We start from the raw sequence: 11,978 nt of genomic DNA, 5'->3' as shown, positions 1-11,978 counted from the left end.
CCCATGAACCGACGCCTGGACAATGAACGGGTGATCCGCGCCCCCCATGGCAGCGACATCAGCGCCAAGAGCTGGCTCACCGAAGCGCCGCTGCGCATGCTGATGAACAATCTCGATCCCGATGTCGCCGAGAAGCCGAGCGAGCTGATCGTCTATGGCGGCATCGGCCGCGCCGCGCGCGACTGGGACAGTTTTGATCGCATCGTCGCCTCGCTACGCAAGCTTGAAGCCGACCAGACCCTGGTAGTGCAGTCCGGCAAGCCGGTCGGCATCTTCCGGACCCACCCCGATGCGCCGCGCGTGCTGATCGCCAATTCCAACATCGTGCCGCATTGGGCGACGCTCGATCACTTCAACGCGCTCGATCGCATGGGCCTGATGATGTACGGCCAGATGACGGCCGGCTCCTGGATCTATATCGGCAGCCAGGGCATCGTGCAGGGCACCTATGAGACCTTCGTCGAGGTCGGCCGTCGCCACTACCATGGCGATCTCGCCGGCAAATGGATCCTGACCGCCGGCCTTGGCGGCATGGGCGGCGCGCAGCCGCTGGCGGCGACGATGGCCGGCGCGTCGATGCTGGCTGTCGAATGCCAGCCGAGCCGCATCGAGATGCGGCTGCGCACCGGCTATCTCGACCGCCAGGCTGCCTCGCTCGACGAGGCGCTGGCGCTGATGGCCGAAGCGGCGGTGACGAAGCAGGCGGTGTCGGTCGGCCTGCTCGGCAACGCCGCCGAGATCTTCCCGGAACTCGTGCGTCGCGGCGTGCGGCCGGACATCGTCACCGACCAGACCAGCGCGCATGATCCGATCAACGGCTATCTGCCCAAGGGCTGGACGCTCGCCGAATGGGAGATGAAGCGTGCCTCTGACCCGAAGGCAGTGGAGCAGGCCTCGAAGACCTCGATGGTCGGCCATGTCCAGGCGATGCTGGATTTCCACGCCATGGGCATTCCGACGCTCGACTACGGCAACAACATCCGCCAGATGGCGAAGGACATGGGCCTCGCCAACGCGTTCGACTTCCCCGGCTTCGTGCCGGCCTATATTCGCCCGCTGTTCTGCCGCGGCATCGGCCCGTTCCGCTGGGCCGCCTTGTCGGGCGATCCCGAGGACATCTACAAGACCGACGCCAAGGTCAAGGAGCTGTTGCCGGACAACAAGCACCTGCACAATTGGCTCGACATGGCGCGGCAACGCATCAAGTTCCAGGGCCTGCCGGCGCGGATCTGCTGGGTCGGGCTCGGCGACCGGCATCGCCTCGGGCTCGCCTTCAACGAGATGGTGGCGCGCGGCGAGGTGAAGGCGCCGATCGTGATCGGCCGCGACCATCTCGATTCCGGCTCGGTGGCGAGCCCGAACCGCGAGACCGAGGCGATGAAGGACGGCTCGGATGCGGTATCGGACTGGCCGCTGCTGAATGCGCTGCTCAATTGCGCCAGCGGGGCGACCTGGGTGTCGCTGCATCATGGCGGCGGCGTCGGCATCGGCTATTCGCAGCATGCCGGCATGGTGATCGTGGCCGATGGTACGCCCGATGCCGCGCGGCGGCTGGAGCGCGTGCTGTGGAACGATCCCGCCACCGGCGTGATGCGCCACGCCGATGCCGGCTATGAGGATGCGATCGCCTGCGCCGACGTTAATGGTCTCGATCTGCCGAGTTTGGCGCGATAGCGCGTGCAACCTCTTGGGTTGAACAGCGGCCCCTGATTGTGGTCTCATGCGCCGAACGCGACCGTTACGCGTCGCGGCGCAGAGGGAAGCCTATGGGGATCGCCTTTCCGTTCGCGGCCATCGTCGGCCAGGACGAGATGAAGCTGGCGCTGATGATCGCCGCCGTCGATCCGAAGGTCGGCGGCGTGCTGGCGTTCGGTGATCGCGGCGCTGGCAAGTCCACTGCGGTGCGTGCGCTTGCCGCATTGCTGCCGCCGATGAGCGCCGTCGTCGGCTGTCCCTACCAATGCGATCCGGCCGATGCCGCCGCGCAATGCGCGGAGTGCCGCGCGCGATCCAAGCCGAGCGGCAAGGCGAAGAAGCCGGCCGCGCTCAAAGCACACCAGGTGCCGGTGCCGGTGGTCGACCTGCCGCTCGGCGCGACCGAGGACCGTGTCGTCGGCGCACTCGATTTGGAGCGTGCGCTGGCGCATGGCGAGAAATCGTTCGAGCCGGGGCTGCTGGCGCGCGCCAATCGCGGCTTTCTCTATATCGACGAGGTCAATCTGCTCGAGGATCATCTCGTCGATCTCCTGCTCGACGTCGCGGCATCAGGCGAGAACGTGGTCGAGCGCGACGGTCTCAGCATCCGTCATCCCGCGCGGCTCGTGCTGGTCGGCACCGGCAATCCGGAGGAGGGCGAGTTGCGACCGCAATTGCTCGATCGCTTCGGGCTCTCGGTCGAGGTCAAGACGCCCGCCGATCTGCCGACGCGCATCGAGGTGATCAAGCGCCGCGATGCGTTCGAGACCGATCCCGCAGCCTTCGTCGCGCATTGGGAGAAGGAGGAGGCGAAGCAGCGCAAGCGCATCCTCGCCGCTCGCGAGCATATCGCCTCGGTCAAGGTCGCCGACCGCGAGCTGGAAAACGCGGCGCGGCTGTGCATGGCGCTCGGCACGGATGGTCTGCGTGGCGAGCTCACCCTGATGCGAGCGGCGCGCGCCGCCGCCGCGCTCGATGGCGCGAAGGCGGTCGATGACGGCCATCTCAAGACCGTGGCGCCGATGGCGCTGCGGCACCGTCTGCGGCGCAATCCGCTCGACGATTCCGGCTCCTCGGTGCGGGTCGAGCGCGCGCTCAACGAGCTGTTCGCAACGTGAGCGACGGCGCCGCGATCTGGGCCGATGCGATGATCGCAGCCGCGCTGGCTGCGATCGATCCGGCGGCGGCGTCAGTGATGTTGCGTGCAGGCGCGGGGCCGGTGCGCGAGCAGTGGCTCGAACTGCTACGCGAGCTGACGCCGGCGACGACGGTTCTTCGCAAGCTCCCGCCGTCCATCTCCGATGATCGCCTGCTCGGCGGGCTCGATCTCGCCGCCACCTTGCAGGCCGGCCGTCCGGTGATGCAGCGCGGGCTGCTCGCCGAGCTTCATGACGGCATGCTGATCGCCGTCATGGCCGAGCGGATCGCGCCGTCGACCGTCGCCCATCTCACGGCCGCGCTCGATACCGGCATGATCAGCATCGAGCGCGATGGCCTGTCGCTGCGCGCGCCGGCGCGGTTCGGCCTGATCGCGCTCGACGAGGGGATTGGCGATGAGCACGTGTCGCCGGCACTCGCCGACCGCCTGGCCTGTCATCTCGATCTTGGGATGGTCGCCCGCGCCGATCTCGGCGAGAGCCTGTTCACATCCTCGGACATCGCGGCTGCGCGGGCGCTGCTGCCGCAGGTCGGTCTGTCCGACGAAGCCATCGCGGCGCTGACGACGACGGCGTGCGCGCTCGGCATCGACTCGCTGCGCGCGCCGCTGCTGGCGTGTCGGATTGCGCGCATCGCAGCGGCGCTGGATGGCGCGACCGATGTCGCGGAATCTCACATCGCGTGCGCCGCGCGGCTGGTGCTGGCGCCGCGTGCGACGCGGCTGCCTGCAGCGGATGACGAGACCGAGACCAACGAGGCGCCGGAGCCTGAGAACGACCCGGCCGAGAACGAGGAGGACGACCGCAGCGAGGACGGTCCGCTCGAGGATCGCGTGCTCGAGGCAGCGCAGGCGGCCATTCCGGCTGATCTGCTCAAGCGCCTGCAGGAGGAGCGCGCGACCCGCCTCCGCAGCAGTAGCGCCAGCAAGCAGGGCACCACGCAAAAGGCGCCGAAGCGCGGCCGTCCCATTGGCGCACGCCGCGGCGAGTGGCGGGCGGGCGCGCGGCTCAACGTGCTCGAAACTTTGCGCGCGGCGGCGCCTTGGCAGCCGCTGCGGCGGGCGCAGCGCTCCGGCAAGAGCGGCCGGCTGATCGTGCACAAGGACGACATCCGCCTCACGCGCTTCAAGCAGCGCTCGGGCACCACGACGATCTTCGTCGTCGACGCCTCCGGCTCCTCGGCGCTGCAGCGGCTTGCCGAAGTGAAGGGCGCTGTCGAGCTGCTGCTCGCCGAATGCTACATCCGCCGCGACGAGGTCGCGCTGATCGCATTTCGCGGCAAGGGCGCCGAGCTGCTGCTGCCGCCGACCCGCTCGCTGACCCGCGCCAAGCGCAGCTTGGCAGCGCTTCCCGGCGGCGGCGGCACGCCGCTGTCGGCGGCGATCTTTGCTGCCACCGAGCTCGCGCTTGCCGTGAAGGCCAAGGGACAGGCGCCGACCATCGTGCTGATGACCGACGGCCGCGCCAATGTCGCCCGCGATGGTGTCGGCGGACGCAGCGAGGCGGAGGCGGAGGCGCTGGTGGCCGCCAGGCAGCTCGCGCTCACCGGCATCCCCGTGGTGCTGGTCGATTCCTCGCCCCGCCCGCAGGACAAGGCGGCGCAATTGGCCGGCGCGATGCAGGCCCGCTACGTCGCGCTGCCTCATGCCGACGCGGCGCGGTTGTCGCAGGCGGTGATGGCCGAGGCCAGCCGCGGCTGACGATTGTGGAACGCCGGGCGTCAAGCGGCGTTCCCAACAACGACTGACAAGAGCGCCCGTCATCGTTATGCTCGCCCTGGATCGGATGCGGGCGGCGCTGGCCTTCGACACGAAATCGTCACACAGGAGCACGGCATGCAGATCACTTCGGCCACCCAGAGTGATCATGCCGCGGTTCCGCGCGCCGTGACGATGCCGCCGCCGCTGGCGGCACCGCGTTTCGAACTGGCCGATGCGCGCACCGGACGCATCACCTGCTATGGCGACGGTCCGGCCGCGCCCTCTGAGCAGCGCCCGCTGCTCTTGATTCACAGCGTCAATGCTGCTGCCACCGCCTATGAGATGAAGCCGCTGTTCGAGCATTATCGCCACACGCGGCCGATCTATGCGCTCGATCTGCCCGGTTTCGGCCTGTCGGACCGCGCCGACCGGATCTACACGCCGCGCCTGATGACTGATGCGGTCCTGCTCGCGGCCAATGAGATTCGCCGCCGTCACGACGATACGCCGATCGACGCCATCGCGCTGTCGCTCAGCTGCGAATTCGCCGCGCGCGCCGGCACCGAGGCGGCGAACCTGTTTCGTACGCTCGGGCTGATCAGCCCGACCGGCTTCGACCGCCGCGCGGAAGCGGCGGCCAAGACAGGGGGGGACAAGGACGCGACCCGCGCCATGCCGTGGCTGCGTAACATCTTCACAGTGCCTTTGTGGAAACACCGTTTCTTCTCGCTGCTGACCTCGCGCGCCAGCATCCGCTTCTTCCTGCGCAAGACGTTCGGGCGCAAGGAAATCGATGAAGGCCTGCTCGAATACGACTACATCACCACCCACCAGCCCGGCGCCGAGAATGCGCCGTATTCCTTCGTGTCCGGCTACATGTTCAGCGTCCATGCGCTGAAGCTCTACCAGGCGCTCGCCATGCCGGTGTGGATGGTGCATGGCGTGCGCGGTGACTTCGTCGATTATCACGGCAAGCATGCGGTCGAAGGCCTGCCGAACTGGCGGATCGAGGTGATGCAGACCGGGGCGATGCCGCATTTCGAGCAGCTTGATAAAGTCGTCGCGGGCTACGATGATTTCCTGGCGCGCACTGTCGGGGAGTGACCCCGAGAGCCGCGTTCAACCCCGTGGGCCGGCATGAGCGACAAGCCGAACTGGAGCGTCGACGGCAAGGACTGGCCCAACCGCGCGGCCAGCCGCTTCGTCGACGCTGCCGGCCTGCGCTGGCACGTGCAGATGATGGGCGAGGGGCCGGTCGCGCTGCTGGCGCATGGCACGGGGGCCGCGACCCATTCCTGGCGCGATCTTGCGCCGCTGCTCGCGCGGCACTTCACCCTGGTCGCGCCGGATCTCTCCGGCCACGGCTTCACCGCGACGCCGCACTGGCAGCGGCTGTCGCTCGACGGCATGTCGCGCGATCTCGCAATCCTGTGCGAACGGCTTGCGGTCCAGCCTCAGATCGCGATCGGCCATTCGGCCGGTGCTGCGATCGTCACCCGCATGACCATCGATGGCCTGATCGCACCCCGGCTGATCGTCAGCCTCAACGGCGCCTATCTGCCGTTCGGCGGCGTCGCCGCGCAGGTCTTCTCGCCGCTCGCCAAGATGATGGCGCTCAATCCGCTGGTGCCGCGGCTATTCGCCTGGCGCGGCCGCGATCCGGCGGCGGTGCATCGGCTGCTGAAGGGCACCGGCTCGACGCTCGATGCCCATGGCGAGCGGTTCTATCGCCGCCTCGTCGGCAGCCCTGGCCATGTCGGCGCCGCGTTGGAGATGATGGCGAATTGGGACCTGCATCCGCTGCTGCGCGACCTGCCGCGGCTCAAGACGGCGCTGTTGCTCGTGGCTGCATCGCATGACCGGGCCATCCCGCCCGACGTGGCCCTCCGCGTCAAGCAATTGGTGCCGCAGGCTCAGCTCGAACTCATTGATGGGCTTGGCCATTTGGCCCATGAGGAGCAGCCGGCGCGGATCGCGGCGCTGATCATCGCTGCGGCCGAGAGAGCCGGCGTGCTCGCAGTGCAGCAGGAAATGTCCAGTTGAGTTGACGTTTTTGGCTGGCGAAAGCGTCAATTTCGATTTACGCTTTCGCCTATGCTCGACGTCTCCACCATCAAGGCCGCTGTTCCGGCTGCGCTCGGAGACCGGCCGCATGCGGTCGTGATCGGCTCCGGCTTCGGCGGTCTTGCTGCGGCCGTTCGGCTCGGCGCGCGCGGCTATCGCGTCACCGTGTTCGAGCAGCTCGATGCGCCCGGCGGCCGCGCCTATGTGCATCGCCAGGATGGCTTCACCTTCGATGCCGGCCCGACCATCGTGACGGCGCCGTTCCTGTTCGAGGAGCTGTGGCAGCTGTGCGGGCGGCGGATGTCGGACGACGTCACGCTGAACCCGATCTCGCCCTTCTATCGCATCCGCTTCGACGACGGCACCGTGTTCGACTGCTCGGCCGATCCGGCGGCGATGCGCGCCGAAGTGGCGAGGATTTCGCCCGGCGACGTCGAGGGTTATGAGCGCTTCATGAAGGCGAGCGAGGCGATCTTCAAGAAGGGCTTTGAGGAGCTCGGCGACGTGCCGTTCCTGTCGCTGCTCGACATGGCCAGGATCGCGCCGGCGATGATCAAGCTGCAGAGCTTTCGGTCGGTCTATGGCCTCGTCTCGCATTATGTTCGCGACGAGCGGCTGCGTGTCATCCTGAGCTTTCACCCACTGCTGATCGGCGGCAATCCGTTCACGACGACCTCGATCTACTGTCTGATCGCCTATCTGGAGCGCCGCTGGGGCGTGCATTTCGCGATGGGCGGCACCGGCGCGCTGGTCGCGGGGCTCGTCGACCTGATCGAGGGGCAGGGCGGCGAGGTGCGCTGCTCCGCGCCTGTTGCCGAGATCACCACCAGGGATGGCGCTGCGACCGGCGTAAAGCTCAAGTCCGGCGAGACCATTGCCGCCGATGTCGTCGTGTCCAATGGCTGCGCTGCCTGGACCTACAAGCATCTTTTGCCCAGCATTCCGCGCCGGCGCTGGACCGATGCGCGCATCGATCGCGCGCGCTATTCGATGAGCCTGTTCGTCTGGTATTTCGGCACGAAGCGCCGCTATGACGATGTCGAGCATCACACCATCCTGCTCGGTCCGCGTTATCGCGGCCTGCTCGACGACATCTTCCGCCGCAAGGTGCTGGCGGATGATTTCAGCCTCTACCTGCACCGGCCCACCGCGACCGATCCGTCGCTGGCGCCCGAGGGCTGCGACGCCTTCTACGTGCTGTCGCCGGTGCCACACCAGGAGAGCGGCATCGACTGGGCCGCTACCGCGGAGCCATTCCGCAAGCGGATCGAGACCGCGCTGAGCGAGACGCTGCTGCCGGATCTCGCCGGGGAGATCGTTACGTCGCGACTGCTGACCCCGGACGATTTCGAGCATCGGCTGTCGTCCTATCGCGGCGCCGCCTTCGGACTCGAACCGGTCCTGCTGCAGAGCGCCTGGTTCCGGCCGCACAACAAGAGCGAAGAGGTCGAGCGCCTCTATCTCGTCGGGGCGGGGACGCATCCGGGAGCCGGCCTGCCCGGCGTATTATCCTCGGCGCGGGTGCTCGATGATCTCGTGCCCGCGCCACATGAGCTGGAGCGGCGATGAGCTGGGACGAGGACATCGCGATCTGTCGGCGGATGTTGCGGGGCGGATCGAAGACGTTCTTCGCCGCCTCGAAGGTGTTGCCCCGATCGGTCGGCGATCCCGCCATCGCGCTTTATGCGTTCTGCCGCGAGGCGGATGACGCGATCGACGGTCCAGGCCGCCGCGTCGATGCGGTCGAGGTGCTGCATGAGCGGCTCGACCGAATCTATGACGGTGTGCCGGACGACAACGCAGTCGACCGCGCGCTCGCGCGTGTCGTGACTCACTTCGCGATTCCGCGCCCGCTGCCGGAGGCGCTGCTCGAAGGTCTTGCCTGGGACGCCCAGGGCCGCCGCTACGAGACGTTGAGCGATGTGCTCGCTTATGCCGTGCGCGTCGCCGGCACCGTCGGCGTGATGATGTCGCTGCTGATGCACCGGCGCGACGCCGAGACGATCGGCCGCGCCTGCGATCTCGGCATCGCGATGCAACTCACCAACATCGCGCGTGATGTCGGCGAGGATGCCCGCGCCGGCCGGCTGTATCTGCCACGGCAATGGCTGTGCGAAGCAGGGCTCGATGTCGAGACCTGGCGCGCCGCGCCGTTCTTCGACGACCGCATCGGCCGCGTCACCGCGCGGCTGCTCGCGGTGGCCGACGTATTCTATGCCCGCGCGGTGGCCGGCATCGCCGACCTGCCCTGGAGCTGTCGGCCCGGCATTCATGCCGCGCGGCTGATCTATGCCGAGATCGGCGCAGAGGTCGCGAGGGCCGAGTTCGACTCCATGTCCCGGCGGGCGGTTGTGTCGATGCGGCGCAAGCTGCAATTGCTCGGCAAGGCGGCCGTCGTCTCGCTGCTGCAGGAGGAGCCGTCGTTGGCGCCGTTGCGGCCGGAGGCTCGTATCCTGATCGACGCCGTCGTCGTCACCGACGGGCTGCGACCGCACGCGCTGGCGCCGCCGCGCCGGACTCTCCAGGACCGCGCGCTGTGGCTGATCGATCTGTTCGAGCGGCTGGAACGGCGCGATCAGCTGTCGCGTTCAGGACGGATGTCGTGAGGCGAATACGTCAGCAGCTGTGAGATCATGGGCGTGCGAGGGTCGGACCGTCACGGCGGGTGGAACGAAGTCAAAAATCCGTTCCGCGATGCATCGAGCGAGATCTCGCGCGCGAGACAAATGAGTGACCCGAGATGAGCGAGATGGGCGGCCTGCTCGAATTCGTCGTCGTTGCGCTCTGCGTGCTCGGCTGGCTCGTGCTGGAGTGGCAAGGCCGCCGCCTCGATCGCCAGCGCGCCGAGCGCGAGGCGCGGGACCGGGAGACGGACAAGACATCGCTGGGCAACGGCGCGTGACGCCGCAGAGCGCGCGTTTCGCAGAACGGCCTGCGCTGCCAACTCATCCGCTCCACCGCGGCATGCGGAACGGCAGCATCGCTTGCACGATTGGCTGCTTGAACCTGTCGAGTGACAGGCTTTCATGCATGACGGCGACGTCTTCGCCGCCGATGCGGGCAGCGAGGTGGGAGCGGGCGTAGAACGGTGCGTCTTCCAGTGTGCTGACGACGCGGACCGGTGTCTCGGAGTCTGCGCGGGCGCTGCGGTCGATGCGCCACAGCGTTCTGCGCAAGGGTGCGTCAGCGAGCGGCGCGAGCCGGTCCAGCCTGGCGTCGGGATCGATGTGCAGCGCGATCGACTTGCCGGCGCCGGTCCGCGCTGTCGTGTCGTAGGAGATTACGGTGCCGGTGCGCGTCGCGGCGCGCGACCATTGCCAGCTCTTGAAATCGCGCTCCAGCGGCGCATCGCCATGGTTGATGTCGAAATAGCCGTCGCCGCGCCAGTGCAGGTCGGGATGATCGAAATCAACCGAGACGCGGCAGCACGGCGCGATCGGCTGCCAGCGGTGACGTCCGGCCGCATCGAGCGTGAACGCGATCTCATTCAGCGCTGTCGGCACCACGCGCACCTTGCCACGCAGTGGCAGTGGCCAGGGCACCGTGACCTCGTTGATCTCGATCGTCAGCTCGCGGCCGGTCCAGGCGAGGCGGCTCGGGCCGATCTTGAAGCTCTCGGCATCGCGCACGATCGCGCCGCGGCCGCGCTCGGTCATTGACCAGCGCCGCGCGCGCGCGCCATACAGCGCGACATTGAGCGCGCAATGATCTTCCGGATCAGCCGGGCCGCGCCGCCGAGCCCACGCATAATATGGCGAGAACACGCTGCCGATGAAGGCGATCAGAGTGATGCCGAAGCGGCCGTCGTCGCTCAGCGCGTCGACATACCACCATGCATAGCCGTCCTTCGGGATGGCGCGGTCGAAGCGAGGTCCAGAATCGCCCGCGCGGCTACCATCCGGCCCGACAGCGCCGCCATCGGCACGCCCGGCCCCGGATGCGCGCTGCCCCCGGCTATGTAGAGTCCCGGCAGTTTCGTCTGCGCCCCCGGGCGCTGGAACGACGCCATCCAGCCATGCGAGCTGCGGCCGTACAGCGCGCCCCCCGTGCCCGGAAACATCCGGTTGAAATCCACCGGCGTCGTCACGCGGGTCAGTTCCGGTGTCGTCGCGACGCTGAGGCCGCAGCGCTGCAACAGGTCGAAGGTCTGGCGGGCACATTGGCTGATCTCCGAGGACTCGAAGCGGTGGTGGTCGCCGGTGGCAGGCGCATTGATCAGGACGAACAGCGGCTCGCTGGTGCCGGCATTGCGGGGCTGGTCGTCGCGTGCCTGCGCGCAGACATAGACGGTCGGCTGCTGCGGCATCGCGCGCGCGTCGATCAGCTGATCGAACTCGGCGCGGTAGTCGCGCGAGAAGAACACGTTGTGACGCAGCAGCGGAAAACCGTCGGCGCGCGCCATGCAGCTCCAGGTCATGGCCGACAGCGAGCGCGCGGACCGAGGCAACGCGGGAAGGGCCCGCGCCGCGTCAGCACCGAACAGGCCCTGCGCCAGCGCCGCGACATCGGCGGTCGCGATCACCGCGTCGGCTGTGATCTGCTCGCCATCGGCGAGGCGCACGCCGGCGGCGCGGCCGCCCTGTGTCACGATGCCGGCGACGTCGCAGTCATAGCGAAGGGTCACGCCGTGGCGTTTGGCCATTGCGGCGAGACAGGCTGCGAGCTCGTGCATGCCGCCGCCGATCAGCCAGACGCCGGCCTGCTCGACATGGGCGACCAGCATCAAAGTCGCCGGCGCATGGAACGGCGACGAGCCGCAATAGGTCGCGTAACGGCCGAACAACTGCTGCAACCTGACATCGCGAAAATAGCCGCCGAGCGCCTTCCACAGCGTCTGGAACGGGCGGATCGCGGTGAGGTCGCGGAAGCCGGCATTGCGCAGCAGATGTGTCATGCTCGGTGCCGGCGTGCGGATGAAGGGATCGCGCAGCACCTCGAAGATGCGGCGGGCATCGCGACAGAAGGCGCGATAGCCTTCGGACTCGCTGCGTCCGGCGAACCGACCGATGGCATCGGCCGATCTGTCCTCGTCGGCGAACAGATCGAGCCGGCTGCCGTCGGTCCAGGCGTGACGGGCGAGAATCTCGAGCGGCATCAAGGTGAGATGGTCGTCGAGCGCGGTGCCGATCTCGGCGAACAATTCGTCGAACACCCAGCGCATCGTGAACACGGTGGGGCCGGAGTCGATACGTGCGGGGCCGATGGGGATCTGGCGCATCTTGCCGCCAGGCGAGGGGGCGCGCTCCAGCAGCGTCACCGCAGCGCCGCGTGCCGCGAGCGTGAGCGCAGCTGCAAGGCCGGCAATGCCGGCGCCAATCACGATCACGCGGTGATCGGCCATAGCTCGCACTCCTGTCCGCTC

Annotated in this window: 10 protein-coding genes; 8 read left to right on the top strand and 2 right to left on the bottom strand. The window is 68.1% G+C overall.

Translation table 11 applies throughout. The features are described 5' to 3' along the window. Positions 1 to 3: 3 nt before the first annotated feature. The 8 genes from hutU (at position 4) to BBTA_RS40960 (ending at position 9,518) form a co-directional block, all read left to right on the top strand. Complete coding sequence (gene hutU / locus BBTA_RS30220) at positions 4 to 1,674, top strand: urocanate hydratase (RefSeq protein WP_012046301.1); 1,671 nt, start codon at positions 4 to 6, stop codon at positions 1,672 to 1,674. Between the two features lie 92 nt (positions 1,675 to 1,766). Continuing rightward, positions 1,767 to 2,813 carry a magnesium chelatase ATPase subunit I gene (bchI, locus tag BBTA_RS30215; protein WP_012046300.1) on the top strand — a complete coding sequence of 349 codons (1,047 nt, stop codon included), beginning with the start codon at positions 1,767 to 1,769 and terminating at the stop codon, positions 2,811 to 2,813. Next, entirely contained in the window at positions 2,810 to 4,552 is a 1,743-nt protein-coding gene (locus tag BBTA_RS30210; protein WP_012046299.1) for a magnesium chelatase subunit D, read from the top strand. The genes bchI and BBTA_RS30210 overlap by 4 nt, the downstream gene beginning before the upstream one ends. Positions 4,553 to 4,687: 135 nt before the next feature. Beyond that, positions 4,688 to 5,656 carry an alpha/beta fold hydrolase gene (locus BBTA_RS30205; RefSeq protein WP_012046298.1) on the top strand — a complete coding sequence of 323 codons (969 nt, stop codon included), beginning with the start codon at positions 4,688 to 4,690 and terminating at the stop codon, positions 5,654 to 5,656. A gap of 33 nt (positions 5,657 to 5,689) precedes the next feature. After that, positions 5,690 to 6,595, top strand: a complete 906-nt coding sequence (gene bchO, locus BBTA_RS30200) for an alpha/beta fold hydrolase BchO (RefSeq protein ID WP_012046297.1) — start codon at positions 5,690 to 5,692, stop codon at positions 6,593 to 6,595. 51 nt (positions 6,596 to 6,646) lie between these two features. Next, complete coding sequence (locus BBTA_RS30195; protein ID WP_012046296.1) at positions 6,647 to 8,185, top strand: phytoene desaturase; 1,539 nt, start codon at positions 6,647 to 6,649, stop codon at positions 8,183 to 8,185. Beyond that, a complete protein-coding gene (locus BBTA_RS30190; RefSeq protein WP_012046295.1) occupies positions 8,182 to 9,222 on the top strand; it encodes a phytoene/squalene synthase family protein in 1,041 nt (346 codons plus the stop codon). The genes BBTA_RS30195 and BBTA_RS30190 overlap by 4 nt, the downstream gene beginning before the upstream one ends. Before the next feature lie 134 nt (positions 9,223 to 9,356). After that, positions 9,357 to 9,518 (top strand): hypothetical protein, encoded by a 162-nt coding sequence (locus tag BBTA_RS40960; RefSeq protein ID WP_012046294.1) that lies wholly within the window; start codon positions 9,357 to 9,359, stop codon positions 9,516 to 9,518. A gap of 43 nt (positions 9,519 to 9,561) precedes the next feature. Here BBTA_RS40960 and BBTA_RS30185 read toward each other — a convergent pair whose 3' ends face one another. Next, complete coding sequence (locus BBTA_RS30185) at positions 9,562 to 10,272, bottom strand: hydratase (RefSeq protein WP_041751676.1); 711 nt, start codon at positions 10,270 to 10,272, stop codon at positions 9,562 to 9,564. Positions 10,273 to 10,427: 155 nt separating this feature from the next. Then, a complete protein-coding gene (gene crtD, locus BBTA_RS30180) occupies positions 10,428 to 11,966 on the bottom strand; it encodes a 1-hydroxycarotenoid 3,4-desaturase CrtD (RefSeq protein WP_371260167.1) in 1,539 nt (512 codons plus the stop codon). Between the last annotated feature and the right edge of the window lie 12 nt (positions 11,967 to 11,978).

This window comes from Bradyrhizobium sp. BTAi1 (assembly GCF_000015165.1).
Lineage (GTDB): Bacteria > Pseudomonadota > Alphaproteobacteria > Rhizobiales > Xanthobacteraceae > Bradyrhizobium > Bradyrhizobium denitrificans.
The sequence above is the reverse complement of the archived record's forward strand: the minus strand, read 5'-3'. Positions and strand labels throughout refer to the sequence as shown.

Excerpts from the sequence above, each read along its gene's own strand:
- hutU (WP_012046301.1), top strand. The coding sequence starts at position 4 with ATGAACCGACGCCTGGACAATGAACGGGTGATCCGCGCCCCCCATGGC.
- bchI (WP_012046300.1), top strand. The coding sequence starts at position 1,767 with ATGGGGATCGCCTTTCCGTTCGCGGCCATCGTCGGCCAGGACGAGATG.
- BBTA_RS30205 (WP_012046298.1), top strand. The coding sequence starts at position 4,688 with ATGCAGATCACTTCGGCCACCCAGAGTGATCATGCCGCGGTTCCGCGC.
- bchO (WP_012046297.1), top strand. The coding sequence starts at position 5,690 with ATGAGCGACAAGCCGAACTGGAGCGTCGACGGCAAGGACTGGCCCAAC.
- BBTA_RS30195 (WP_012046296.1), top strand. The coding sequence starts at position 6,647 with ATGCTCGACGTCTCCACCATCAAGGCCGCTGTTCCGGCTGCGCTCGGA.
- BBTA_RS30190 (WP_012046295.1), top strand. The coding sequence starts at position 8,182 with ATGAGCTGGGACGAGGACATCGCGATCTGTCGGCGGATGTTGCGGGGC.
- BBTA_RS40960 (WP_012046294.1), top strand. The coding sequence starts at position 9,357 with ATGAGCGAGATGGGCGGCCTGCTCGAATTCGTCGTCGTTGCGCTCTGC.
- BBTA_RS30185 (WP_041751676.1), bottom strand. The coding sequence starts at position 10,272 with ATGACCGAGCGCGGCCGCGGCGCGATCGTGCGCGATGCCGAGAGCTTC.